Source organism: Streptomyces sp. Tek67B01, assembly GCF_055231995.1.
The window spans coordinates 2773396-2798039 of record NZ_JBUYUY010000001.1; the positions used below are offsets into that span (position 1 = coordinate 2773396).

Consider the following 24644-nt stretch of genomic DNA (forward strand, 5'->3'; position numbering starts at 1 on the left):
GCGCTACCGAACCAGGGCGTGCGCCAGTACCGCGGCTGCTGCGGCGCCGATGCCGTGGCGCAGCGTGGCCTCCGCCGAGGGAGCGAAGTCCGCCGCGTGGTTGGCCGGCAAGGACTGCATCTTCGCCTGCGGTGAATCGCCGGGGGCGGCGCGCCAGTCGGCGGCGCTCACACAGCCGAGGAACCAGTACGCGGTCGGGACGGCCGGGGAGGAGCCCCGCGCGAGGAACGGGAAGTCCTCCCCGGCCAGTACAGGAGGTGTGGCGAGGACCCGCCGCGGACCGAACAGTGCCGTGTGGGCGGCGTGCACCTTCGCGGCCGCGGCCGGGTCGTCGATGTTCACGGGCGCCTTGGGGCCGACCGTGATGTCCGGTTCCCGGGGACAGCCCGCTGCCGCGCATTCGGCCCGTACGATCCGCTCGACCGCCGCGACCGTCCGTTCGAGTTGGTCGTCGGAGTAGCAGCGGATGCTGATGCCCAGTTCGGCGCGGTCGGGGATGACGTTCGGCACGGTCCCGGCGCGCAGGGTGCCCACGGTGACGACGAGGGGTTCGAACGGGTTGTTCTCCCGGGAGACCACCGCTTGGAGCCGCTGCACGGTAGCAGCGGCGGTCAGCACCGGATCGATGCTCAGGTGCGGGGCGGCTCCATGGCCGCCGCGGCCGTGGATGACCACCTCCACCACGGTGGTCGCCGCCGTCAGCGCTCCGGGTCCGTGCGCGACGACTCCGCACGGCAGGGGTGCGACGTGCTGCGCCAAGATCACGTCCGGGACCCCGAAGCGCTCGAACAGCCCGTCCTCGATCATGGCCCGGGCGCCGGTCAGGGTCTCTTCGGCGGGCTGCCCGATGACCATGAGGGTCCCGGACCATGCGTCGCGCGCACCGGCCAGCAGGGATGCGGCGCCGGCCGCGCACGCGACGTGGGCGTCGTGGCCGCAGGCGTGCGCGACCGGTACGGACCGTCCTTCGTCCGTCGTCGCGATCCGGGTGCTGCGCGCAGTACGTCGTCGAGATTTGCCACTGCCGACCGGATCGCTTCCCGGAGCGGCACCGTGGTGGCGCTGTCCATGTGTTCCCCCGTCCCGGCCGTCACAGCCAGCCGGCTTCTCTGGCCGCCCGGTGGGCGGCGACCCGATTGTCGACGTCGAGTTTGGTCATGATCGAGGACATGTAGTTCCGCACGGTGCCTTCGGCCAGGTGCAAGCGTCCCGCGATCTCGCTGAACCTCAACCCCTCACCGGAGAGCGCGAGCACCTCCCGCTCACGGGCGCTGAGCGGGCTGCCGCCGAGGGCCAGCGCATCGGTGGCGATCTCGGGGTCGATGAACCTGCCGCCGGCGTGGACCTGGCGCACGACGTCGGCCAGTTTCGCGGCCGGGGTGTCCTTGGTGATGAAGCCGCGCACCCCCAGGCGCATGCTGCGTTGCAGATACCCGGGGCGCCCGTGGCTGGTGAGGATGACGACGGCGCAGTCCGGGGCTGCCGCCTGGATGGCCTCGGCCGCCTCCAGGCCGTTCATCACCTGCATGTCCAGGTCGAGCACGACCACGTCGGCGGCGTTTTCGCGGACTGCGGCCACGGCTTGGGAGCCGTCGGCCGCGACCGCCACCACGTTCAAGTCGTCGGGCGCGGACAGGATGATGGACAGCGAGTCGCGGATCAGCTGCTCGTTGTCCGCCACGACGATGCGGATCGTCACGTTCGGGTCACCTCGGTTCCGGCATCGGGTCGACAGCTCGCCTCCAGTGGGGCGTGCGCGCGCAGCGTGAACGTGCCGTGGTGGACTCCGGCGGTCAGGTCGCCGCCCATGACGGCGAGGCGTTCGCGCAGACCGCGCAGGCCGTTGCCGCCCGGGTGACCGCCGGCGACGGGGTTGTCGTTTGAGATCTCGATCATGAGTCGTCCGTCGCTCACCCTCAACGTGATCCGGCACTCGGTGGCCTTGCTGTGCCGCAGGATGTTCGTGACGCCTTCGCGGACTATCCAGCCCGTGACGTCCTGCACGTGCTGCGGGAGGTCCGCAGGTACCTCGTCCGTGTGGCAGCCGATGCCCGCCGAGGAGAGGACGGAGCGCACGCCGTCGAGTTCCGCCGCGATGGACTGCCGGCGGTATCCGCGGACCAGGGTCCGCAGATCGGAAGCCGATTCGCGTGAGATGCCGAGGGCGTCGCGGATCTCCCCCGCCGCCTTGTCCGGGTCTTTCCCGATGAGCAGGAGGGCCACCTCCATCTTCATGCCGATCACGGACAGACCGTGGCCCAGCACGTCGTGCAGGTCGCGTGAGAAGCGCAGTCGCTCCTCCAGGACCGCCAGCCGGGCGAGTTCGGCCCGGTTTTCGTGTATCTCCCGGGCGAAGGGCGGCAGTACGCCCAGGGTGCCCAGGACCACGACGGTTACGGCGCTCTTGACGAGCATGTCCACCAGTACGTCGGCGGGTACGGCGAGCAGCAGCCCGGCCAGCGCGGTGCCGGCGAGGATCAGCGGCACCACCCAGCCCCATCGCCGGGGGGTGAGGCTGACGACGGCCGCGCCGGCGGCCAGGCAGGGCAAGGCTCCCCACGCGGGTCCGAGCGACAGCAGCATGGCGAAGGAGACGGTCGTGCAGACGGCGAGGTCCGGCTGGTGCCGGTTGCGCCCCCTGCCGCGGGCGACGGCGTCCCACACCGTACGCGCGTAGCCGAACCCGAAGGCCGAGCAACCCAGGACGGCGGCGACGACCTGGCCGGGCGGCGGTCGGTGGCTCTGGTGGGCTTGAGGTAGCCCTCCAGTACGTCGAGGGTGGTCGTCTTCCCGGCGCCGTTGGTTCCGAGCAGGGCGACGACCTCGCCGGGGAACACCTGGAACGAGATGCCGTCGACGGCGGTCGTCCCGTCGTAGTCCAGCCGCAGGTCACTGACCTCGATGATGGGGTGTTCGTTCATGGGACGACCTGAGGAGTCACGGTGTGCGACCTGCCAGGGCGGAGCCGCACGGGTTGTGGATGGGGTTTGCGTGGACCCGGACATGACCTTTGTCATAGGGCCGGAGTCGCAGCGGCATGCCGCTCCCGCAGGCTCTCCAGCCACAGCAGCCGCGCGATCTGCATCTCCTCGCCGGGCACGACGCCCAGGTAGGAGAACGCCGCGGGCGCGCCGGAGGCGTCGGACCTGGAGGGTGTGCGTGGCGGGATCGTGGGCCAGGGTGAAGCCCCATCGTGGGCGCCGCCCGCGGCCTCGGCCAGTTCCAGGCCCCACCCGGCGCGCGGAAGTCCATGCAGGGTCGGCCGCTGGAACTCGATCCAGTCGGCGTGCGCGGAGGTCTGGTACACCCGGCAGCCGGGTGGAGATCGCTCACCCACCGCGTCAGTGCCTCCTCGATGCGGAGCACGGGGAGCCGGCCATCCGCGGCGCTGCTGCCCTACGACGGCGAGAGGGGGCCGCTGCGCTGCGCCCCAGGGGCACGCACCGGCCCGGGGGCCTGCGTCGGGGGCCGTCACCGGCCGCCCGTCATCCGTTGTTCGGCCATCCACGCAGCATGCGGTAACCGGCCGTCCCCCGTCGTCCCGATAACGTCTGCACCATGACTGAGCTGCCTCCCCCCGCCCGCGACGTGAGGGTCATCGCCCACCGCGGGGCGTCGTACGCGCACCCCGAGCACACGTTGGCCGCGTACCGGCAGGCCATCGAGGACGGGGCCGACGCATTGGAGTGCGACGTGCGGCTCAGTGCCGACGGGCGGCTGGTGTGCGTGCACGACCGGCGGGTGGAGCGGACCTCGGACGGGCGCGGGGTGGTCTCCGCCTTGACCTACGAGGAACTGGCCGCGCTCGACTTCGGCCGGTGGAAGGGCGAGGAGCACCGCGGGGCCCGGGTACTGCTCTTCGAGGACCTGCTCAAGGAGACGCTGGCCGCCGGCCGGCCCGTCGGGCTGGCCGTGGAGACCAAGCACCCCACCCGCGCGGGCGGCCGGCTGGAGGCCGAGCTGGTACGGGTGCTCAAGGAGCACGGACTCGCCGGCGGGGCCGACGGCCTCGTCGAGGTGATGAGCTTTTCGCGGAGCGCCCTGACCCGGTTGCACCGGCTCGCGCCCGGCCTGCCCGCCGTCTACCTGATCGAGCGCCGGCTGCGCCCGGTGCGCCCGCCGTTCGCGGGGCACGCCGGTCCCGGCATCGACCTCGTGCGCGAGGACCCGGGTCTGGTGGGCCGGCTGAAGGCCAGGGGGCTCGGGGTGCGGGTGTGGACGGTGGACGAGCCCGAGGACGTGGAGCTGTGCCTGCGCCTGGGCGTGGACACGCTGATCACCAACCGGCCCCGCGAGGTACGGGAACTCGTGGAGCGGCTGGAGCGGCCGGAGCGGCGTCAAGGGCGGTGAGGACACCCGGCCGGGGACCGGCCGGGTGTGGGGGTGTACGGAGGCGGTCAGACGAAGCGCTGGTTGGGCGAGCCGTCGCAGGTCTGGAGGCGCAGCGGTTCGTGCGGGGCGGCGACGGTCAGGCACATGCCGGAGGCGGCCGCGGGGCGCAGGGTGGCGCCGTCGCGGACGAACTGCTGGTTGGCGCCGCCGTGGCAGTTGTAGATGATCAGGGCGGTGCCGTTGCCGTAGGTGGCTCCCGGGGCGTCCAGGCAGCGGTCCTGGGTCAGTTCGGTGTGCAGGGCCTTGCGGGTGGCGTCGTACCACCAGCCCTGGTTGCGTCCGCCGTGGCAGTCCCAGGCCACCACCTTGGTGTCGTCGGCGCTGGAGCCGCCGAAGGTGTCGAGGCAGTTGCCGGTCGCCTCGTTCTTCAGGGGCCGGTAGAGGGTGTCCCAGGCGCCGGCGGTCAGGACGGGGGTGCCGGTGCTCGCCGGGTCGGCGCAGGAGGCCTCGCGCAGGCCGGAGTCGTAGAGCTGGGTCAGGCAGGAGGCGAAGGCGCCGTGGCCCCGGTAGTTGGGGTGGAAGGACTGTCGGGCGGTGTTCTCGTCCCACGGGAAGTGGTCCCCGAGGTCGAGGTAGAGGCCGCGGGCCCAGGCGTCCTCCATGCACACCTCGTGGCCGTGGAAGAGCCGCGAGTTGTCCAGGTAGGTGGCGCCGGAGGCGAGGGCCGCCTCGCGCATGCCCTTCTCGAAAGTGGGCACCGCGTAGTTGCGGCCCCACGCGGCGTCGGAGTCGTAGCCGGCGCAGCCTCCGGGGAGCTTGCCGTGGAAGTTGGGGTTGTCGTTGAAGTCGGGGCCGATGGGGCTCGGGTAGCCCATCACGACCAGTTTGTAGTCGGAGTCGGCGTAGCCGGCGTCGCGCATGACGGTCTTGAGGTCCGCGACGGTCGCCTCCACCTTGGGCTTGAGGCCGTCCACGCGGGCCTGCCAGCCGGGGCCGTACTTGGGTTCGCAGGTGCCCTGGCTGAGGACCCAGCGGGTGACGCAGTCCGTCATGACGGGGCCGAACTGGAGGTCGTCGTTGGCTCCGGCGACCAGCAGGACCATCTTGATCCGGGTGTTGCGGGCCTTGATGGCCAGGTTGTCGCTCTGCACCAGCTCGTCGGGGTACTGCTTGCTGCCGCCGATGCGGATGTTGCCGGTGTACCCGCCGGAGCAGGCCACGTTGAAGGTGAGGTCGGCCGGGATTCCGGTGCGGTGGATCGCCGAGTCGGGCGAGCGGTGGCACTGGTTGGCGGACGTGTTGGTGGCGGGGTCGTAGTTGCCGACGCCCTCCCCCGAGATCTCGCTGTCACCGAGCGAGATCAAGCCGGTCTTGCGGTCGGCGAGCGGGCGCACGGCCGGGTCCCCGTAGATCTTGGTTGCCTCCGCCGCCCGGATGGCTTCGAGTTCGGGCGACAGGGGGGTGACCGTCGGTCCGGCGACGGGTGCCGCCTGGGCCATGGGGGTGATGGCGGTGACGCCCCCGAGGGCCGCCGCGATCGCCGCGACGGCCGCGAAGGTAGATCTGAGCCTGGGTTTCGTACGCGCACGTGCCATGAACGCCTCCCCGGTATCGGTGTTACCCCCGGTATTTACTGGCCGGTAGGGGAGTTGGGAACACTTCGAACAAGACAATTGCTCAACTTTTTGAGGAGGCCATCGACATGACAGACGACCGGCAGGCCACGAACGGACCCGAAGAGTTCCGCGTCGAGCACGACTCCATGGGCGAGGTACGGGTCCCCGCGCACGCCAAGTGGCGCGCCCAGACCCAGCGCGCCGTGGAGAACTTCCCCGTCTCCGGCCATCGGTTGGAGCGGGCCCACATCGCCGCCCTGGGACGGGTGAAGGCCGCGGCCGCGGTGGTCAACGCCCGGCTCGGCGTGTTGGACGCGGACGTCGCCGAGGCGATCCGCTCCGCCGCCGAGGAGGTGGCCGACGGCCGCTGGGACGAGCACTTCCCCGTGGATGTGTTCCAGACCGGGTCCGGGACCTCGTCCAACATGAACACCAACGAGGTGATCGCCACGCTGGCGAGCGAGCGGCTCGGCCGCCCGGTGCACCCCAACGACCACGTCAACGCCTCGCAGAGCTCCAACGACGTCTTCCCCTCCTCCGTGCACATCGCGGCGACCGCCGCCGTCACCGGTGAGCTGATCCCGGCGCTGGAACACCTCGCCGCCGCGCTGGAGCACAAGTCCGCCGAATTCGCGAAGGTGGTCAAGGCCGGGCGCACGCACCTCATGGACGCCACCCCGGTCACCCTCGGCCAGGAGTTCGGCGGGTACGCGGCCCAGGTGCGCTACGGCGTCGAGCGGTTGCGCGCGGCCCTGCCCCGGCTCGCCGAACTGCCCCTGGGCGGCACGGCCGTGGGCACCGGGATCAACACCCCGCCCGGGTTCGCCGCCGCCGTGATCGCGGAGGTGGCCGGCGCGACCGGGCTGCCGCTGACCGAGGCGCGGGACCACTTCGAGGCCCAGGGCGCCCGGGACGCGCTGGTGGAGACCTCGGGGATGCTCCGTACGATCGCCGTCTCGCTGACCAAGGTCTGCAACGACCTGCGCTGGATGGCCTCGGGTCCGCGCACCGGATTGGCCGAAATCAATCTCCCGGATCTCCAACCGGGGTCCTCGATCATGCCCGGGAAGGTCAATCCGGTCATCCCGGAGGCCGTCCTGATGGTGGCCGCGCAGGTGACGGGCAACGACACGGCCGTCGCCGTGGCGGGCGCGTCCGGCAACTTCGAGCTCAACGTGATGATCCCGTTGATGGCCCGGAACCTGCTCGAATCGATCCGGCTGCTGGGCAACGCGAGCCGGTTGCTGGCCGACCGGACGGTGGACGGGATCACCGCCAACTCCGAGCGGGCCAGGGAGTACGCGGAGTCCTCGCCGTCCGTCGTGACCCCGCTGAACCGCTACATCGGCTACGAGGAGGCCGCCAAGGTGGCCAAGCGGGCCCTCGCGGAACGCAAGACGATCAGGGAAGTGGTGCTCGAATCAGGCTACGTCGACCAGGGCGCGCTCACCCTCGCGCAGTTGGACGAGGCGCTGGACGTGCTCGGCATGACCCGGCCCTGAAAGCGCCGGGGACGGGGTCCGGTTTCGGTCGTTTCCCGTCCCCGGCCAGGTCCGTGACCTGCACCGCGGCACAAGGAGGGGCCTCCGCCCTAAGATCTGCGCATGACAGGTACCGGAGGCCGCGGGGACGGCGTCGCACACGACGTGGCGCTCGGCGCCGCGGACGGGGAGCCGCTCACGCGTTGGGCGCCCGGGGAGCGGATCCTCTGGCGCTACCGCGACTGCGCACCGGACCGCGGCGGCCCGGTCCACATCTGCCGACCGGTGACGGTGGTGTGCGACACCGAGGAGCTCCTCGCGGTGTGGATGGCGCCCGGCACCGAGTGCGTCAAGCCGGTGCTCGCCGACGGCACCCCGGTGCACGCCGAACCCCTCGCCACCCGCTACACCGCGCCGCGGACCACCGTACGCTCGCGCTGGTTCGGGACGGGCGTGCTGAAGCTGGCCCGGCCCGGGGAGCCGTGGTCGGTGTGGCTGTTCTGGGAGCGGGGCTGGCGGTTCAAGAACTGGTACGTGAACCTGGAGGAGCCCCGGACCCGGTGGTCCGGCGGCGTGGACTCCGTGGACCACTTCCTCGACATCGCCGTCCACCCCGACCGCAGTTGGGTCTGGCTCGACGAGGACGAGTTCGCCCAGGCGCGCCGGGTCGGGTTGGTGGACCCCCCGCTGGCACGCCGGGTGCGGGAGGCGGGCCGCGCGGCCGTGGAGTCGGTCCAGGAGTGGGGTCCGCCGTTCCGCGACGGCTGGGAGAACTGGCGCCCCGATCCAGGATGGCCGATTCCGGTTCTGCCCGAGGACTGGGACCGCACCCCTGCGCATATGACCTCATGAGACCCTTGATGCGCCCCCGGGGTGCGACCGTAGGATCGTCCCCCGCCGGGCCGGCCATCCTTAATCGACGTGCCGCACAGGGGACTTGGGTGCAGACCGACGCGAGGTGAGGTAACGAGCGGGACGCGGAACCGCGGGGCGGTGGTGCCCCTGCCGCTGAGCGGGTATACCGCGACTGAACCGAGTTGAGTGCAGCGCACATCGAGCGCAAACGGACGGAAATCCACGCGTGACGGAGTACCCCACCTCCCAGGAGGGCCCGCAGCCCGTCGCCTCCCGCGGAGGTACGGATGACGCCGGCCACGGCAAGGCCCCGATCGTGGCCGCCGAGGCCGTGCGCACGCATGCGCAGAACGCGGCAGGTGATCCGGACGGCGCCCGCGCGCCCGGCCGGTCCGCCGAACTGCCCCGGCCCCGCGGCGGGGCCGGCCGGCCGGCCGCCGACGTGGCGGCCGCCGCCTCCGCCGTGAGCGCCGCGGGCGGCGCGGCCGACCGCGGCTCCGGCGGCGGTGTACCGGGCGGCGGCGTTCCGGGCGGCCCGATCGCGGGCGGCCCGGTGGTGGCGGACGGCGTACCGGGCGGCGGGACGGCGGACGTCACCACCGCGCGCCGCGAGGGCGACCGACTGCGCTTCGTCGGCGCGGCCACCCGCCGGATCGCGCGCGGCATCGACCTCGACGAGATCGTGCTCGGCCTGTGCCGGGCGACCGTGCCGACCTTCTCCGACGCCATCCTCGTCTACCTGCGCGATCCGCTGCCGGTCGGCGACGAACGCCCCGTCGGCCCGGTCGTTTTAAGGCTCCGTCGCACCGACCGGCTCCGGCCCCTCGACGATCTGACGAGCGGCGAGTTCGCCGGGTCGGCCGGATCCGGCGGCGAACTCGATTTCAGCCGGCTTCCGCTGGTCGGTCCCCAGGGTGACCTGCCCGCCGCCGAGCTGTGCGAGATCCGGCCGGGCGGCCCGCTCGCCGAGGTGCTGCGCGGCGTCCGCCCGGTGTTCGGGTCCTCCGTCGCGGCGAAGGACGCCCTGTCGGAGCTGTTGGGCGGCGACCATCCCGTACCGCGCGGGCAGCGGGCCATCCTCGCGCCGCTGCGCGGCCGGCGCCGGGTGATCGGCTCGGCGGTGTTCCTGCGGACCCCCGAGCGGCCCGCCTTCGAGACCAACGACCTGCTGGTCGCGGCCCAGTTGGCCACGCACACCGCGCTCGGCATCGACAAGGCGGTGCTGTACGGCCGCGAGGCGTACATCGCCGACGAACTCCAGCGCACCATGCTGCCCGACAGCCTCCCACAGCCCACCGGGGTGCGCCTCGCCTCCCGCTACCTGCCGGCCGCCGAGACGGCCCGGGTCGGGGGCGACTGGTACGACGCCATACCGCTGCCCGGCAGCCGCGTCGCGCTGGTCGTCGGTGACGTCATGGGCCATTCCATGACGTCCGCCGCGATCATGGGACAGCTCCGCACCACCGCGCAGACGCTCGCGCAGCTGGACCTGCCCCCCGCGGAGGTCCTGCACCACCTGGACGAGCAGGCCCAGCGCCTGGGCTCCGACCGGATGGCCACCTGCCTCTACGCGGTCTACGATCCCGTCTCGCACCGGATCACCATCGCCAACGCCGGCCACCCCCCGCCGGTGCTCCTGCACCTGGGCGGGCGCGCCGAGGTGCTGCGCGTGCCGCCGGGCGCCCCCATCGGCGTCGGCGGCGTGGACTTCGAGGCGGTGGAGCTGGACGCCCCGGCGGGCGCCACCCTGCTGTTGTACACCGACGGGCTGGTGGAGTCCCGGCTGCGCGACGTCTGGACCGGCATCGAGCAGTTGCGGGAGCGGCTGGCCACCACCGCGCAGTTGACGGGCGTCGACCACCCGCCGCCGTTGGAGGCGCTGTGCGACGACGTGCTGGACATGCTCGGTCCCGGAGACCGGGACGACGACATCGCGTTGCTCGCGGCCCGCTTCGACGGGATCGCCCCCAGTGACGTGGCGTACTGGTTCCTGGACCCGGAGGAGACCGCTCCCGGGCGGGCCCGCCGGTTCGCCCGTCGGGCGCTGGCCCGTTGGGGTCTGGAGGAGCTCCAGGACTCGTTGGAGCTGCTGGTCAGCGAGGTGGTGACGAACGCCGTACGGTACGCCGAGCGGCCGGTGACCCTGCGGCTGCTGCGGACGGACGTGCTGCGCTGCGAGGTCGGCGACGACTCCCCGCAGTTGCCCCGCCAGCGCCGGGCGAGGGAGACCGACGAGGGCGGCCGCGGTCTGTTCCTCGTCAACCGGATGGCCCGCCGGTGGGGTGCCACCCGGCTGAGCAGCGGCAAGGTCGTCTGGTTCGAGCTCACGCTGCCGCGCGGTGGCGACGCGGGCTGAGCCGCCTCGGCCACGACGCGGCCCCGCCGACACGGAACCGCCGTCACGACACCGCCTTCACGACACCGCCGATACGACACCGCCCCGCGACGATCACGTCGCGGGGCGGTTTTCCGTTCTCCGGCCCATCAGGGCTGTCGCTGCTGCTCCTGCGGCGGCGGCGGGAAGAGGAACGACTTCGTCGGATCCGGGGTCTTCGTCGGGTCCTTCGTCGGCTTCGTCGGGTCGGTCGTCTTCGTCGGGTCCTTGGTGTGGCCGGTCGGGTCGCCGGTCTTCGTGGGGCTCGTGGTGGTCGTCGGCGACTTGGTGTTCTCCGTGGCCGAGGCGGTCGGGCTCGCGTCCTTGGTGGGCGCGGCGCTGCGGGTGGGCGCCTGGACGGGGCCCATGTCCGCGTCGGACAGGTCGAACTCGCCCGTGTTCACACCGCCGAGGACGGCCAGGGTGTATTCCTGCCAGATCTGGGCCGGGAAGCTGGAGCCACCCGCGCGACCCTTGCCGGCCGTACCGGTCAGCGTGACCTGGCCGTGGGTGTTGGGGTCCTCGCCGAACATCGCGACGACGGTGACGAGCTCCGGGGTGTAGCCCGTGAACCAGGCCGCAACGTTCGACTCGGTGGTGCCGGTCTTACCGGCGGCCTGGTAGGCGTCGCTCTTCACGGCGCTGCCGGAACCGTTGGCGACCACGCCGGTGAGCACCTTGGTGACGGTGTCGGCGGTCTTGCGGCTGAGGACCTGGCTGCCGATGGCGCTGCCGGGGTTGTACTCGGCATCCTTGTGCTCGGCCTTCTTCACGATGGTCGGGGTGACCTTCTTGCCGTGGTTGTCGAAGGTGGCGTAGACGCCGGCCATCTCCACCGTGTTGGCGCTCATGGTGCCGAGCGACATGGCCGGCTTGTCGTCGGGCCAGCCGTCACGGTTGTGCATGCCGAGGGCGAGGGCCTGCTTCTTCACGCTGGCCGGCTTGGCGTCCACGATCATCTGGGCGTAGACGGAGTTCACGGAGGAGTTGGTGGCCTCCTGGACCGTGAGCATCGGGTCGCCGTAGTTGGCGTCGTCCTGGTTCTGCGGGGCGAAGGGGACCGAGCTGCCGACGACGGGGCGCTTGCTGGTGCCGTCGTAGAGGGTGTTCGGGGTGATCTTGCGGCCGTCCTGGGTGGTCGCGCCGGTCTCCAGGGCGGTGGCCAGTACGACCGGCTTGAAGGTCGAGCCGGGCTGGAAGTCGGTGCGCAGTGCGTTGCTGTTGTACTTCTCGCTCAGGCCCGTGCCGCCGTACATCGCCACGATCGCGCCGGTCTTCGGGTCCACCGAGGTGGCGCCGGCCTGCACGCTCTGGTCCTGCGGCCGTTCCTGGACGTTCTTGCGTTCGAGCTTGGACTCCAGCTTGTCCTGGACCGCCTTCTCCATGGCGGCCTGCTTCTTCTTGTCGATGTTGAGCGTGAAGGTCCAGCCGCCGGCCGCGATCTGGTCGTCCTTGATCCCGTGCGCGTTCAGCTCGGCGTTGGCGGCCTGGATCAGGTAGCCCTTCTGCCCGTCCATGCCCGGTGCGGGCTTGGGCTTGATGGGCTCCTGGAACTGGATCGTCTTGCGCTTGGCGGGGTCCAGCTTGCCCATTTCGACCATGTTGTCGAGGACGGCGTTGAAGCGGACCATGGCCAGGTGCTTGCCGTTCGGGCCGGCGGTCGCCCAGTCGTACTGGCTCGGGGCCTGGATGACCGCGGCGAGGTAGGCGCCCTGCGCGAGGGTGAGCTTGTCCGCGTCGACGCCGTAGAAGGCCTGGGCGGCGGCCTGGATGCCGTAGGCGTTGCGGCCGTAGAAGTTGGTGTTGAGGTAGCCGGCGAGGATCTCGGGCTTCGACATCCGCTGGTCGACCTTGATGGCGATCACCAGCTCACGGAGCTTGCGGGTCGCCGACTGGTCCTGGGTCAGGTAGTAGTTCTTGACGTACTGCTGGGTGATCGTCGAACCGCCGGCGGTGCCCTTCCCGCGCAGGGTGTTGAACAGGCCGCGGGCCACGCCCATGACGTCGACGCCGCTGTCCTTGTAGAAGGACTTGTTCTCGATGGCGATGAAGGCGGTCTGTACGTCCTCGGGGATCTTGTCGATCCCCACGATCTCGCGGTTCGTCTTGCCCGTGCGAGCCATGATCGAGCCGTCGGCGTACTCGTAGGTGTTGCTCTGGAGCACCGCGTCGGTACGCGGGTCCGGCGGGTCCACCATGAAGTAGGCGGCGACCGCTCCGAGTATCAGGAGCAGGATCATCCCGAAGAACGCGCCGAGGATCTTCTTCCAGGTGAAGAAACGGCGCATGCCGGTGCGTTTGCCGGCCGCCTTGCCCGCGCGCCCGTCCGGGCTCCCGCTCGGCGCTTTCCGCGCACCGCGTTGCTGCTGCGCCCGTCGCGCTTCTGCTCGGCCCATCGCTCCCGCTCCGCTCGATTACCCCCCCGACGTCAGCTCAGAAAACTAACACCGCAGGCTGTGACAAAGGTTGACTAATCCTGATCAAATAAGGTCATTTCGGACGTGAGAATCAGCACCCACACCACTGGAACCGACGCACATGAGGCCCGAAGGGTTGCGGTGGGCGTAAAAAGTGCTATCACTTTGCTAGGACTTCCGGTCGATCACGGCCGGGCATCAGCGACAAACGGGGGCAGACCATGACCACTGCATCGGCGATGGATTCCGGCGCGACCGACGTATCGCCCGGCGTATCCCCCAGCCACATAAGGGAGTTCGCCGCGCACAGCATCGGCGGCGGCCCGGCGCTGCTGCTCGGCCTCGCGGGCCTCGCGGCCGGTACCGGCCTGATCGTCGTCGGCTCGATGACGGGGGTCGACTCCCTCAAGGTGGCGTTGGTCGTCGCCGGCGTCCTGCTGGACCTCGCGGCCGTCTTCGCGATGAGCGGGCTCAACACGATCGCCCCCGGGCAGGCGCGGGTCGTCCAGCTCTTCGGCCGCTACCGGGGGACGGTCCGGACGGAGGGCCTGCGCTGGGTCAACCCGCTGACCTCCCGCGAGAGGGTCTCCACCCGCGTCCGCAACCACGAGACGAACGTCCTCAAGGTCAACGACGCCTACGGCAACCCGATCGAGCTGGCGGCGGTCGTGGTGTGGCGGGTGGAGGACACGGCCCGCGCGGTGTTCGAGGTCGAGGACTTCACCGAGTTCGTGGAGACGCAGACCGAGACGGCCGTCCGGCACATCGCCATCGAGTACCCGTACGACGCCCACGAAGAGGGCGGCCTGTCGCTGCGCGGCAACGCGGAGGAGATCACCCGGAAGCTGGCTGCGGAGCTCTCCACCCGCGTCGAGGCGGCGGGCGTCCACATCATCGAGTCCCGCTTCACGCATCTCGCGTACGCTCCTGAGATCGCCTCCGCGATGCTCCAGCGCCAGCAGGCGGGCGCGGTCGTGGCGGCCCGCAAGCAGATCGTCGAGGGCGCGGTGGGCATGGTGGAGCTGGCCCTGACCCGCCTGGCGGAGGAGGAGATCGTGGACCTGGACCCCGAGCGCAAGGCCTCCATGGTCTCGAACCTGATGGTGGTCCTGTGCGGTGACCGCGCGGCCCAGCCCGTCCTCAACACCGGCACCCTCTACCAGTGAGTTCCGCCGGCGACGCGCCCCGCTCCGGCCCGACCGGGGGGCCGGAGCGGGGCGCGCGTGCGGGGCGCCAGGCGCGCAAGCAGGTGCTGCTGCGGCTGGACCCGCAGGTCTACGAAGCGCTGGCGCGCTGGGCGGGCGACGAGCTGCGCAGCGCGAACGCCCAGATCGAGTTCCTGCTGCGGCGTGCCCTGTCCGAGTCCGGCCGCCTTCCGGGCGACGTCGCCCCGATCCCACCGCGCGGCCGCCCGCCGAAGCCGTCGGACTAGGGCGCGGTCGGGAGAGCGCCGGGGGCTCGGCGCCGGGGTCTCAGTCCGTCGGCCACACCGGGAGCGGGCGTACGGCTTCGCGCAGGGAGGCGGCGATGGCCGCGAACTCCTCCTGTCGGGCCGTCCCGGTCCGCATGGCCAGTGCGATGCGGCGCGAGGGGGCCGGTTCCGCGAAGTACCCGGTGGCCAGGTACTCGTTGCGCGCGGTCTCCAGCCGCAGGGCCGTACGCGGCAACAGCGTGACCCCGAGCCCCCCGGCGACCAGTTGCACGAGCGTGGAGAGCCCGGCGGCGGCGGTGGTGGTGACGTCCGCCCCGGCCGAGCGGCCCGCCTCCCGGCAGATGTCGAGCGCCTGGTCCCGCAGGCAGTGGCCTTCGTCGAGCAACAGGAGCTGCAGTTCACGCAGTTCCTCGCGCGGAATGTCCTTGCGGCCCGCCAGGGGGTGCCCCCGGGGCGCCAGCAGGACGAAGTCCTCGTCGAAGAGCGGGAGTTCGGTGACGCCGGGGACCGCCAGCGGTACCGCGAGGAGCAGCAGGTCGAGCCGTCCGGCGGCCAGTCCCTCCAGCAACGAGGTGGTCTGCTCCTCGTGCACCTGGAGGTCCATCCGGGGGTAGCGGCGGTGGAACAGTCCGAGCACGGTCGGCAGCAGGTACGGGGCCACGGTGGGGATCACGCCGAGCCGCAGCACCCCGGTGAACGGCGCGCGCACCGCCTCGGCCTCCTCCAGCAGGCCGCCCATCGCGTCGAGCACGACCCGCGCCCGGGCGGCGATCCGCTCACCGGCCGGGGAGAGCAGCACCTTGCGGGTGGTGCGCTCCAGCAACTGCACGCCGAGGGCCTCCTCCAGGGCGGAGACGGCCCCGGACAGCGCCGGCTGGCTCATCCCGATCGCCGCGGCGGCGTCCCGGAAGTGCAGGTGCTCGGCGACGGCCGCGAAGGCGCGCAGTTGTGCGAGCGTCGCCTGTCGGGCCGCACCGTTCTTGGGGCCGAGCTTCGCTCCCCTATTACCCATAGCCACTGATAGGCACCTCCGATCACCATCCACAAGAGTAGCTATTTCCGTAATCAATGCAGCTGTGCCAGCATGTGAGATCAGTCCAACCCCCTTGGAAAGCCCCCAAAAAGGGTACTTTCCTGTCTGCAAGGAGAGCACGTGCTCACTGTCGGTGACAAGTTCCCCACCTACGATCTGACCGCCTGCGTCTCGCTCGAAGCCGGCAGCGAGTTCGCGCAGATCGACCACAAGACCTACGAGGGCAAGTGGCGCGTGGTTTTCTTCTGGCCGAAGGACTTCACCTTCGTCTGCCCGACCGAGATCGCCGCCTTCGGCAAGCTGAACGAGGAGTTCCAGGACCGCGACGCCCAGGTCCTCGGCGTCTCCGGCGACTCCGAGTTCGTCCACCACGCCTGGCGCAAGGACCACGCCGACCTGCGTGACCTGCCCTTCCCGATGCTGGCCGACTCCAAGCACGAGCTCATGCGGGCCTGTGGCGTACAGGGCGAGGACGGCTTCGCGCAGCGCGCCGTCTTCATCGTCGACCAGAACAACGAGATCCAGTTCACGATGGTGACCGCCGGTTCCGTGGGCCGTAACCCCAAGGAGGTCCTGCGGGTCCTCGACGCCCTGCAGACCGACGAGCTGTGCCCCTGCAACTGGAACAAGGGCGAGGGCACCCTGGACGCCGGCGCGCTGCTGGCCGGTGAGTGAGCGATGTCCCTCGACTCCCTCAAGGCCGCCGTCCCGGACTTCGCCAAGGACCTCAAGCTGAACCTCGGTTCGGTCATCGGCAACAGCGACCTCCCGCAGCAGCAGCTGTGGGGCACTGTCCTGGCCTGCGCGATCGCCGCACGCTCCCCGCGCGTCCTGCGTGAGCTGGAGCCCGAGGCGAAGGCGGCCCTGTCGCCGGAGGCGTACACCGCCGCCAAGTCCGCCGCCGCGGTCATGGCGATGAACAACGTGTTCTACCGGACCCGGCACCTGCTGTCCGACCCGGAGTACAACAACCTGCGCGCCGGTCTGCGGATGAACGTCATCGGCAACCCGGGTGTGGAGAAGGTCGACTTCGAGCTGTGGTCGCTCGCGGTCTCCGCGATCAACGGCTGTGGCCAGTGCCTGGACTCGCACGAGCAGGTGCTGCGCAAGGCCGGCGTCGCCCGTGAGACGGTCCAGGAGGCCTTTAAGATCGCCTCGGTGATCCAGGCCGTGGCCGTCACCCTCGACGCCGAGGCCGCCCTCGCCGCCGAGTAGCGCACCCTCGTACCCGTACGAGCCCCAGGGCCCCCGCAGCCGTCACCGGCCGCGGGGGCCCTACTCGTCGCCGCCCTCTTCCCGCTCGGCGCGCGGCAGGGCCGTGGCGCCGTGCGGGCCCGGACCCGCCGCGGCGGCGGCGCTCTGCCGGTCGCGCGAGTACGCCCGCAGGTACACCACCACGGTGTTGGTGACGGCCACCAGCGGCACGGCGACCACCGCACCGCCGATGCCGGCGATCATTCCGCCGGCCGCCACGGCCAGGACCACGGCGAGCGGGTGCACCCGTACGGCGCGGCCCAGGATGAACGGCTGGAGCACGTGCCCCTCCAGCTGCTGCACCGCGAGCACCACCGCGAGGACCATCAGCGCCACGAACGGCCCCTGCGTCACCAGGGCCACCACCACGGCCAGGGCACCGGAGACGACCGCGCCGACGAGCGGGATGAAGGCGAACAGGAAGATGAAGACGGCGAGCGGCACCGCCATCGTGACGTCGAGGAAGTACAGCCCGAGGCCGATGAAGACGGCGTCGATGAGGGCGACGAGCACGGTGCCCCGGACGTAGGCGGTCAGGGTGCGCCAGGCGCGCGGACCGGCGCCGGCGACCCCGGGGCGGGCCGCGCGCGGGACCAGGCCGAGCACCCAGGTCCAGATGCGCTTGCCGTCGTAGAGCAGGAAGAGCGTCGAGAACATCGAGAGCAGGATGCCCGTCAGCACCTCGACGAGGACCGTCACGCCTTGTAGGCCGGCGGAGGTGATCTGCTCGGTGTTGGTGCCGATGGTGTCGGTGAGGCTCTTGGCGATGTCGTTGATCTGCTTCTCGGTGACGTGGAACGGACTGTCCAGCAACCAGAGTTTGAGTTCGTCGATACCCTCGCGCACCCGGGCGGAGAGGGTGTCGAGGTTCTCCATGACCTGCCAGACCACGAACCAGCCGACCAGACCGATCACGACGAAGCCGAGGATCGCGGTCACGGCCGTGGCGAGGCCGCGCGGCAGCCCGAGCCTCCTCAGCCGTACGACGAAGGGCTGGAGCAGGGCGGTGACGAGCAGGGCGGCGGAGAAGGCGAGGACCACGAGGCGGACCTCGCTGATCACCTTCATCAGCACCCAGAGCATCCCGGCCAGGAGCAGCAGCCGCCAACTGGCCTCCGCGGCGACCCGCATGCCCCACGGGATGACCGTCACCGGATCGGGCCGCTCCCGCCAGCCGGATTCACCGCCGGGGGCCACCACGGTCGCGGGCAGCGGCCCGTCGACGGGGACCGGGACGGGGACGGGCACGTCGACGGCGGTCTCCGCCTCGACCTCGGCCCGCCGTTCGTCGAGACGCGCGCCGATCTGGCTGAGCCCTCTGCCGATCCGGCCGAGCCAACCTGCCCTCTTTGTCATGTCTTTCCCTTTCCCCCCGACCGCGGACGCACTCGCCCGACCGTACACGCGGGGAGCCCCGCACCGTAGGACGGTGCGGGGCTCCCCGAAGTTGATCGCCGGACCCGGTTTCCCCGGACCGCGTGGAAACCTAGGCCCTAGTACCAGCCGTTGGCCTGGTGGAAGCTCCAGGCGCTGCACGGGCTGCCGTAGCGGTCGTTCATGTAGCCCAGGCCCCACTGGATCTGCGTGGCGGGGTTGGTGCGCCAGTCGGCTCCGGCCGAGGCCATCTTGGAGCCGGGCAGCGCCTGGACCAGACCGTAGGCGCCCGAAGAGGAGTTCACGGCCTGGTAGTTCCAGGTCGATTCCTCGTTGATGATGTTGGAGAAGCACTGGAACTGACCGGCCGGCACGATCTGCCGGGCGATGTCCTTGACCTGGGAGACCGTGTAGGAGCCCTGGACGGCGAAGTCCCCGGCGCTGCGCGTCGCGGAGCGGCTGGCGACGTTCTCCTCTTCGCGCTTCTTCTTGGCTTCCTCGTCGGCCTTCTTCTTGGCCTCCGCCGCCTCGGCGTCCGTCTTCTTCGCCTTGGCGTCCTGCGCCGCCTGGATGCGCGCCGCCTCCTCGGCCGAGCGCGTGGCATCGGTGTCGGCGGCGTGGGCGATGGCGTCGGCCTGCTGCGTCAGGGACGCGCTCTGGACCTGAGCCTGGTCGCCGACCGGGATGTCAGTGAGGAGAGTCGCTCCGGCGGCGGTCGTTTCGAGATTGTTCGAGGTGGTGTCGCCCGCCGCGACGCCTACGACTGCGCCGACGGTGGTGACCGCGGTGGCCGAAGCCACTGCGAACCCCCGGACCGAGATCCGGCTCACACGGTGTCCTTCCAGCAGCGTCCGCAGTGACCGCGCGGTCGCAATAGTGCCCCTCGACACTGGCCTCCATGAATCCGCGGTCACTGGAGGCGCGGGCCCGGGGCAACTCCCTCGCGGGGGCTGCCGACTAGCTCGGGCGGCATACGGCGACCGGTTCTGGAGTTGTTGCCGTGCGTATACCTCGCGAGAGGTACAAGAGTGCCGTATGCGGGGCCTGACGGAAAGCAGACTCTGCCGGACCGCGACGCCGCAGGGCAATTCCACGTTGCGTGGGAAAGGTCACACCTGCCGGAACGCCCCTGATTTCACCGAAGACCTGTGCAGCACGACGCCGCCCGGCTAGGCTGCTGCGCCTTCGCCGGGCGGCGTCAACTCATCCTCCGCCTATGGGGTTTCTGCCCCATTTGGCCTCCGGGTCACCACGTCCCCGGAGTCACGGCCTCCCCCGGGGTCACAGCGTCTCCAGCATCTCGGTGACGAGCGCGGCGATCGGGGAGCGCTCGGAACGGGTCAGCGTGACGTGGGCGAACAGCGGATGCCCCTTGAGCTTCTCAACGACGGCGACCACCCCGTCGTACCGGCCGACCCTCAAGTTGTCCCGCTGGGCCACGTCGTGGGTCAGGACGACCCTCGAATTGGCGCCGATGCGCGACAGCACGGTCAGCAGCACGTTGCGCTCCAACGACTGGGCCTCGTCCACGATCACGAAGGCGTCGTGCAGCGAACGGCCGCGGATGTGCGTGAGCGGCAGGACTTCCAGCATCCCGCGGTTCAGCACCTCCTCGATGACCTCTCGCCCGGCCACGGAGGAGAGGGTGTCGAAGACCGCCTGTGCCCAGGGGCTCATCTTCTCGGCCTCGGTGCCCGGGAGGTAGCCCAGCTCCTGCCCGCCCACCGCGTACAGCGGCCGGAAGACCATCACCTTCTGGTGCTGCCTGCGCTCCAGGACCGCCTCCAGGCCCGCGCACAGGGCCAGCGCCGACTTGCCGGTGCCCGCCCGGCCGCCCATCGAGAGGATTCCGATCTCGGGGTCGAGCAGCAGGTCCAGCGCGATGCGCTGCTCGGCGCTGCGGCCGTGCAGTCCGAACGCCTCGCGGTCGCCGCGCACGAGACGGACGTTGCCGTCCGCCGTGACCCGGCCGAGCGCCTTGCCGCGCTCCGACTGGAGGACGAGCCCGGTGTGCACCGGCAGTTCGGCGGCCTCCGGCACGTAGAGCCGCTCCTCCGAGAAGAGCAGGTCGACCTGTTCCCCGGAGAGCGCGAGCTCGCTCATGCCGGTCCAGCCGCTGTCGGTGATCGCCAGCTCGGCCCGGTACTCCTCGGCGAGCAACCCCACGGAGGAGGCCTTGATGCGCAGCGGCAGGTCCTTCGAGACCACCGTGACGTCGTAGCCCTCGGCCTGGAGGTTGCGGGCGACGGCCAGGATGCGGGAGTCGTTGTCCCCCAGCCGGAAGCCCGCGGGCAGGACGCCGGGGTCGGAGTGGTTGAGTTCGACGCGCAGGGTGCCGCCCAGATCGCCCAGCGGGATGGGGGCGTCGAGGCGACCGTAGCGAACCCGGAAGTCGTCGAGCAGGCGCAGGGCCTGACGGGCGAAGTAGCCGAGTTCGGGATGGTGCCTCTTGGCCTCCAGCTCGGTGATCACCACGATCGGGAGCACGACCTCGTGCTCGTCGAAGCGGGATACCGCGTTGGGGTCTGCCAGCAGGACGCTGGTGTCGAGGACGTAGGTCCGCCTGTCGGGCAGGCGGCGCTTTGTGCTGGTCACCACGGAAGGACGTACCCCCTCGGAAGAGGTCGGGCCATGAAGACCGGACCGGTCATCGGCACCCATGCGCGGGCCGATTTCCGGCCCTCCACTTCGTCCGTGCGAACCGCACGCGCGTCCTGGTGCAAAGGGCCTCCCGGGCGGACGACCCCATGCCGTCCGCTGAGACTCGACACCCGTGGGTCGGGCGTCGACCTGCTAGGGGTATGCCCTGGAACCGGCTCGCCCATGCCATGGCATATGACGGACGCTCGGTGAACCGCTGGTGAAGGGTCCGCGTCGACTGGGGGCGCCCCGGGCGGGGTCGAGGGGGTGTCAGATCCCGCCGGCCGGGACCTGCCGGCAAGTCCCGCCGGTCAGGTGCCGTACCGCCGGTGGCGCGCCGCGTAGTCGCGCAGGGCCCGCAGGAAGTCGACCTTGCGGAAGGCCGGCCAGAAAACCTCGCAGAAGTAGTACTCCGAATGCGCGCTCTGCCACAGCATGAAACCGGACAGCCGCTGTTCGCCGCTGGTGCGGATGACGAGGTCCGGGTCGGGCTGGCCGCGCGTGTAGAGGTGCTCCGCGATGTGGTCGATGTCGAGGACCTCGGCGAGCTCCTCGAAGGACGTGCCCTTCTCGGCGTGCTCCAGTAGCAGCGAGCGGACCGCGTCGGCGATCTCCTGCCGGCCGCCGTAGCCGACCGCGACGTTGACGAGTATTCCCTCGACGTCGTGCGTGGCCTGCTCGGCCTCCTTGAGCACCGTCTGGGTGCCGGCGGGGAGGATGTCCAGGTTGCCGACGTGGTGGACCCGCCAGCGGCCGTCCGCGGCGAGGCCCCGCACGGTGTTCTCGATGATGTTGAGCAACGGACGGAGCTCGACCTCGGGTCGGTCCAGGTTGTCCGTGGAGAGCATCCACAGGGTGACGACCTCGACGTCCGTCTCGGTGCACCAGCCCAGCATCTCCGAGATCTTGTCGGCCCCGGCCTGGTGGCCCTGTTCCGTCGTACCTCCGGACGCCTTCGCCCAGCGCCTGTTCCCGTCCAGGATCACGCCGATGTGCTTGGGCGACGCGTCGTGGTCGAGGCGGCCTTCCACCCGGCGTGCGTAGAGCCTGTACACCAGGTCGCGCAGCTTCACGATCTTCCAGCCCCTCCGTGCGATCCCCCGTGCGGATTGCGGTCCCTACCCCCGAGCCCGCCACATTACTGCGCGGCGGGATCGGGTACCCAACTCGGCCGGTCACAGGTCCGTGATAGGGAGGACAACGTGACTGATAACAATCCCTATCGGGCAGAGCCCTCGCGCTACGACTCCATGGAGTACCGCCGCACAGGCCGCAGCGGCCTCAAACTCCCCGCCGTCTCCCTGGGTCTGTGGCACAACTTCGGCGACGACAAGTCGCTGGCCTCGCAGCGCGCCATCCTGCGCCGGGCCTTCGACCTCGGCGTCACCCACTTCGACCTCGCCAACAACTACGGCCCGCCGCCCGGTTCCGCCGAGCTGAACTTCGGCAAGATCTTCGCGCGGGACTTCGCGTCCCACCGCGAGGAGCTGGTGCTCTCCACCAAGGCCGGCTACCTCATGCACGACGGCCCGTACGGCGAATGGGGCAGCCGCAAGTACCTGCTCGGCTCGCTCGACGCCTCGCTGGGGCGGATGGGCGTCGACTACGTCGACATCTTCTACTCGCACCGGTTCGACCCGGAGACCCCGCTGGAGGAGACCATGGGCGCCCTCGCGTCCGCGGTCCACCAGGGCAAGGCGCTGTACGTGGGCGTGTCCTCGTACACGGCCGAGCAGACCGCCGAGGCGGCGCGCATCCTCGTCGAGATGGGCGTGCGCCCCCTCATCCACCAGCCCTCGTACTCCATGATCAACCGCTGGACGGAGGAGGACGGGCTGCTGGACGTCCTGGAGGACGCCGGGATGGGCTGCATCTCCTTCGTGCCGCTCGCGCAGGGACTCCTGACGGGCAAGTACCTCAAGGGCATCCCGGAGGGCTCGCGGGCCACCCAGGGCAAGTCCCTGAGCCCGGACCTGCTGTCGGACGAGGTGGTGCGGCGGCTGAACGGCCTGAACGACATCGCCGCCCGGCGCGGGCAGTCACTGGCGCAGCTCGCGCTGAACTGGGTGCTGCGGGACGGCCGCATGACCTCGGCGCTCATCGGCGCGTCGAGCGTGGCCCAGCTGGAGGAGAACGTCGCCGCGCTGGCCGGTCCGCCGCTGACGGCGGAGGAGCTGCGGGAGATCGATACCCACGCCGTCTCCACCCCCGGCACCAACATCTGGGCCCAGCGGGGTTGACGCGTTCCGCGCCCGCGGCACTGACCTGCGCTTTCGCGGCGGTGCCCGCGGGGGCGGTGGGAAAAGAAAAACGGGCCGGTCCGTGGGGGGGATACGGACCGGCCCGAGGGGGGGGTTCCACCATAACCCTTCGTAAAGCGTCCTGCGTGCATCGACGCACGGTGATTACGCTCCGAATCCGCCCAGCAACATTCCCGTGAGGGCGCCGGCCGTCATGAAGGGGCCGAACGCGAAGGCCGCCCCCGGCCCCCCGCGCCCGCGCAGCACAAGGGCGAGACCGTATGCGGCCCCGTAGAGAAAGCCCAGGAACGTTCCGGCGAACCATACCCCCCACCCGTACCACCCAAGAGCGATCCCGAGCGAGAGCGCCAGCTTGACGTCGCCGAAGCCCATCCCGGCGGGGTTGATCAGGAACAGCACGAGGTACGCGCCTCCCAGCGCGACCCCGCCGAGCAGCGCGAGCCGCCATGACCCGGCGGCGCCTGGCAGGACGGCGGCGCCGCCGAGCAGCGCGGCGGTCAGCGCGGCGAGCGGCAGGGTCAGCGGGTCCGGCAGCCGGTGCACCGCGAGGTCGACGAGACCGAGCAGCACCAGGGCGGGCGCGAGCACCACGAAGGCCACCGCCTCGGGCCTCGGGCCGCAGGCCGTGGCGAGGGCGGCGCAGACCACACCGGCCAGGGCGGCGGTGCGCGCGGAGGAGGGCCCGTACGGATGCGGCCGCGCGGACGACGGCCCGCCGGTTCCGGTCGGCCGGGCCGGTACGGGTCCGGTCGGAGAGGCGGGCTCGGGTCCGGTCGGCCGGGCCGGTACGGGGCCGCCCGCGCCGGCCGGGCAGCGCGCGAGGCCGACCCAGCCGGGCAGGGGGTGGCCCTCGGGGCAGCGGTCGCGCCAGGGCCGCTCGGGCTCCACGGACAGCCGGTAGGCGGCGCGCGGCAGCAGCAGCCCGCTGGTCACGCCGTAGACGGCGGCGAGGATGATCAAGGTCAGGCCCATCCGCAGACCGTAGGCCCCGGGGGCCGGCGCGGGCATGGGCCCGGGGGCCCATCGGCCCTACCCTGACGGTCATGGCGATCAGGCGGCACTGGACGGACGGTCGGGCCACCCTCGGGATCGGCGGTCCCGCGGGGGCGGGGGCCGGACCCCCGACCGCACCAGGTGCCGCCGGGCCCGGAGGGCCCCGGGGCGACGCGGCCCGGCCGGACACCCGGCCCGAGGCCCCGTCGGAAGCACCGCCGGGACTCCCGTTGGAAGTCCCGCTGGAGATCGCCGCCTCGTACCGGGCCCGCACCCGAGGCCTGCTCGGCCGGGACGGGGTCGCCGGCGCCATGCTCCTGACTCCGGCGGCCGGGGTGCACACGTTCCGGATGCGCTTCCCGATCGACGTGGCTTACCTCGACCGCAACCTCACCGTCATCGCCGTGACCACGATGCGCCCCGGCCGCCTGGGCCTGCCCCGCCCGCGCGCCCGGCACGTCCTGGAGGCCGCGGCGGGCGCCATGGCCCGATGGGGCCTGCGCGCCGGCACCCGGGTGGAAGTGCGGCCCGACAGTCGAGACGACGGCTAGGCGACGCGAGCCCCCGGGGGTAGGTTGGGGC

General features: G+C 71.2%; 22 protein-coding genes and 1 pseudogene. 10 read left to right on the top strand and 13 right to left on the bottom strand.

Translation table 11 applies throughout. The annotated features are described in order from the left end of the window. Positions 1-3 precede the first annotated feature (3 nt). From ACV7NM_RS12230 to ACV7NM_RS12250, 5 genes and pseudogenes are all read right to left on the bottom strand, one after another. Positions 4-1137, bottom strand: a complete 1134-nt coding sequence (locus tag ACV7NM_RS12230; protein ID WP_463413914.1) for an amidohydrolase — start codon at positions 1135-1137, stop codon at positions 4-6. Beyond that, positions 1091-1699 carry a response regulator transcription factor gene (locus ACV7NM_RS12235; RefSeq protein WP_463410324.1) on the bottom strand — a complete coding sequence of 203 codons (609 nt, stop codon included), beginning with the start codon at positions 1697-1699 and terminating at the stop codon, positions 1091-1093. The genes ACV7NM_RS12230 and ACV7NM_RS12235 overlap by 47 nt, the downstream gene beginning before the upstream one ends. Next, on the bottom strand, positions 1696-2664 hold the full coding sequence (locus ACV7NM_RS12240; protein WP_463410325.1) for a sensor histidine kinase: 969 nt from the start codon (positions 2662-2664) through the stop codon (positions 1696-1698). Before ACV7NM_RS12240 ends, ACV7NM_RS12235 begins: the two co-directional genes overlap by 4 nt. 89 nt (positions 2665-2753) lie before the next feature. Continuing rightward, positions 2754-3017: pseudogene (locus ACV7NM_RS12245) on the bottom strand (ATP-binding cassette domain-containing protein); the annotation flags it as partial. Continuing rightward, positions 3014-3337 carry a hypothetical protein gene (locus tag ACV7NM_RS12250; RefSeq protein WP_463410326.1) on the bottom strand — a complete coding sequence of 108 codons (324 nt, stop codon included), beginning with the start codon at positions 3335-3337 and terminating at the stop codon, positions 3014-3016. The gene ACV7NM_RS12250 and the pseudogene ACV7NM_RS12245, both read right to left, overlap by 4 nt. A gap of 221 nt (positions 3338-3558) precedes the next feature. Between ACV7NM_RS12250 and ACV7NM_RS12255 the strand changes: the two genes are divergently transcribed. Next, positions 3559-4350 carry a glycerophosphodiester phosphodiesterase gene (locus ACV7NM_RS12255; RefSeq protein WP_463410327.1) on the top strand — a complete coding sequence of 264 codons (792 nt, stop codon included), beginning with the start codon at positions 3559-3561 and terminating at the stop codon, positions 4348-4350. Positions 4351-4397: 47 nt separating this feature from the next. Here ACV7NM_RS12255 and ACV7NM_RS12260 read toward each other — a convergent pair whose 3' ends face one another. Then, entirely contained in the window at positions 4398-5927 is a 1530-nt protein-coding gene (locus ACV7NM_RS12260) for a ricin-type beta-trefoil lectin domain protein (RefSeq protein ID WP_463410328.1), read from the bottom strand. A gap of 107 nt (positions 5928-6034) precedes the next feature. Between ACV7NM_RS12260 and ACV7NM_RS12265 the strand changes: the two genes are divergently transcribed. From ACV7NM_RS12265 to ACV7NM_RS12275, 3 genes are all read left to right on the top strand, one after another. Continuing rightward, complete coding sequence (locus ACV7NM_RS12265) at positions 6035-7450, top strand: class II fumarate hydratase (RefSeq protein WP_463410329.1); 1416 nt, start codon at positions 6035-6037, stop codon at positions 7448-7450. Positions 7451-7552: 102 nt separating this feature from the next. Then, entirely contained in the window at positions 7553-8281 is a 729-nt protein-coding gene (gene fomD / locus ACV7NM_RS12270; protein WP_463410330.1) for a cytidylyl-2-hydroxypropylphosphonate hydrolase, read from the top strand. A 229-nt stretch (positions 8282-8510) separates the two neighbouring features. After that, positions 8511-10640, top strand: coding sequence for a SpoIIE family protein phosphatase (locus ACV7NM_RS12275; RefSeq protein ID WP_463410331.1), 2130 nt, complete (start codon positions 8511-8513; stop codon positions 10638-10640). Between the two features lie 128 nt (positions 10641-10768). Here the strand turns inward: ACV7NM_RS12275 and ACV7NM_RS12280 are convergent, their stop codons facing one another. Next, on the bottom strand, positions 10769-13054 hold the full coding sequence (locus ACV7NM_RS12280) for a transglycosylase domain-containing protein (RefSeq protein ID WP_463410332.1): 2286 nt from the start codon (positions 13052-13054) through the stop codon (positions 10769-10771). A gap of 260 nt (positions 13055-13314) precedes the next feature. On the opposite strand from ACV7NM_RS12280, the gene ACV7NM_RS12285 reads away from it, so the two are divergent. Together ACV7NM_RS12285 and ACV7NM_RS12290 are read left to right on the top strand one after the other, a co-directional pair. Beyond that, entirely contained in the window at positions 13315-14241 is a 927-nt protein-coding gene (locus ACV7NM_RS12285) for an SPFH domain-containing protein (RefSeq protein ID WP_463413915.1), read from the top strand. Further along, the gene (locus ACV7NM_RS12290) at positions 14238-14507 is read left to right on the top strand and encodes a type II toxin-antitoxin system antitoxin (RefSeq protein WP_463410333.1); all 270 of its coding nucleotides are present in this window, start codon (positions 14238-14240) and stop codon (positions 14505-14507) included. Before ACV7NM_RS12285 ends, ACV7NM_RS12290 begins: the two co-directional genes overlap by 4 nt. 40 nt (positions 14508-14547) lie before the next feature. On the opposite strand, the gene ACV7NM_RS12295 is transcribed toward ACV7NM_RS12290, so the two are convergent. Then, positions 14548-15519: a LysR substrate-binding domain-containing protein gene (locus ACV7NM_RS12295; protein WP_463410334.1), complete on the bottom strand. Its 972-nt coding sequence runs from the start codon at positions 15517-15519 to the stop codon at positions 14548-14550. 141 nt (positions 15520-15660) lie between these two features. On the opposite strand from ACV7NM_RS12295, the gene ACV7NM_RS12300 reads away from it, so the two are divergent. Beyond that, positions 15661-16215 (top strand): peroxiredoxin, encoded by a 555-nt coding sequence (locus ACV7NM_RS12300; protein ID WP_463410335.1) that lies wholly within the window; start codon positions 15661-15663, stop codon positions 16213-16215. A 3-nt stretch (positions 16216-16218) separates the two neighbouring features. Next, on the top strand, positions 16219-16755 hold the full coding sequence (locus ACV7NM_RS12305; RefSeq protein ID WP_463410336.1) for an alkyl hydroperoxide reductase: 537 nt from the start codon (positions 16219-16221) through the stop codon (positions 16753-16755). Positions 16756-16815: 60 nt separating this feature from the next. Here ACV7NM_RS12305 and ACV7NM_RS12310 read toward each other — a convergent pair whose 3' ends face one another. The 4 genes from ACV7NM_RS12310 to ACV7NM_RS12325 form a co-directional block, all read right to left on the bottom strand. Next, positions 16816-18150: an AI-2E family transporter gene (locus ACV7NM_RS12310; RefSeq protein ID WP_463410337.1), complete on the bottom strand. Its 1335-nt coding sequence runs from the start codon at positions 18148-18150 to the stop codon at positions 16816-16818. 137 nt (positions 18151-18287) lie between these two features. Then, on the bottom strand, positions 18288-18998 hold the full coding sequence (locus ACV7NM_RS12315) for an aggregation-promoting factor C-terminal-like domain-containing protein (RefSeq protein WP_463410338.1): 711 nt from the start codon (positions 18996-18998) through the stop codon (positions 18288-18290). A gap of 451 nt (positions 18999-19449) precedes the next feature. Further along, positions 19450-20766: a PhoH family protein gene (locus tag ACV7NM_RS12320; protein ID WP_463410339.1), complete on the bottom strand. Its 1317-nt coding sequence runs from the start codon at positions 20764-20766 to the stop codon at positions 19450-19452. 353 nt (positions 20767-21119) lie between these two features. Continuing rightward, positions 21120-21881 carry an isoprenyl transferase gene (locus tag ACV7NM_RS12325; protein ID WP_136216151.1) on the bottom strand — a complete coding sequence of 254 codons (762 nt, stop codon included), beginning with the start codon at positions 21879-21881 and terminating at the stop codon, positions 21120-21122. 129 nt (positions 21882-22010) lie between these two features. On the opposite strand from ACV7NM_RS12325, the gene mgrA reads away from it, so the two are divergent. Continuing rightward, complete coding sequence (gene mgrA / locus ACV7NM_RS12330; RefSeq protein ID WP_463410340.1) at positions 22011-23048, top strand: L-glyceraldehyde 3-phosphate reductase; 1038 nt, start codon at positions 22011-22013, stop codon at positions 23046-23048. A 165-nt stretch (positions 23049-23213) separates the two neighbouring features. Here the strand turns inward: mgrA and ACV7NM_RS12335 are convergent, their stop codons facing one another. Further along, positions 23214-24041, bottom strand: a complete 828-nt coding sequence (locus ACV7NM_RS12335) for a prepilin peptidase (protein ID WP_463410341.1) — start codon at positions 24039-24041, stop codon at positions 23214-23216. Positions 24042-24118: 77 nt separating this feature from the next. Here ACV7NM_RS12335 and ACV7NM_RS12340 point away from each other — a divergent pair, with 77 nt between their 5' ends. Then, positions 24119-24613 (top strand): DUF192 domain-containing protein, encoded by a 495-nt coding sequence (locus tag ACV7NM_RS12340; protein ID WP_463413916.1) that lies wholly within the window; start codon positions 24119-24121, stop codon positions 24611-24613. Positions 24614-24644 lie beyond the last annotated feature (31 nt).

Coding starts and splice junctions, on each gene's coding strand:
- ACV7NM_RS12255 (WP_463410327.1), top strand. CDS start 3,559: ATGACTGAGCTGCCTCCCCCCGCCCGCGACGTGAGGGTCATCGCCCAC.
- ACV7NM_RS12260 (WP_463410328.1), bottom strand. CDS start 5,927: ATGGCACGTGCGCGTACGAAACCCAGGCTCAGATCTACCTTCGCGGCC.
- ACV7NM_RS12265 (WP_463410329.1), top strand. CDS start 6,035: ATGACAGACGACCGGCAGGCCACGAACGGACCCGAAGAGTTCCGCGTC.
- fomD (WP_463410330.1), top strand. CDS start 7,553: ATGACAGGTACCGGAGGCCGCGGGGACGGCGTCGCACACGACGTGGCG.
- ACV7NM_RS12280 (WP_463410332.1), bottom strand. CDS start 13,054: ATGGGCCGAGCAGAAGCGCGACGGGCGCAGCAGCAACGCGGTGCGCGG.
- ACV7NM_RS12285 (WP_463413915.1), top strand. CDS start 13,315: ATGGATTCCGGCGCGACCGACGTATCGCCCGGCGTATCCCCCAGCCAC.
- ACV7NM_RS12295 (WP_463410334.1), bottom strand. CDS start 15,519: ATGGGTAATAGGGGAGCGAAGCTCGGCCCCAAGAACGGTGCGGCCCGA.
- ACV7NM_RS12305 (WP_463410336.1), top strand. CDS start 16,219: ATGTCCCTCGACTCCCTCAAGGCCGCCGTCCCGGACTTCGCCAAGGAC.
- ACV7NM_RS12310 (WP_463410337.1), bottom strand. CDS start 18,150: ATGACAAAGAGGGCAGGTTGGCTCGGCCGGATCGGCAGAGGGCTCAGC.
- ACV7NM_RS12335 (WP_463410341.1), bottom strand. CDS start 24,041: ATGGGCCTGACCTTGATCATCCTCGCCGCCGTCTACGGCGTGACCAGC.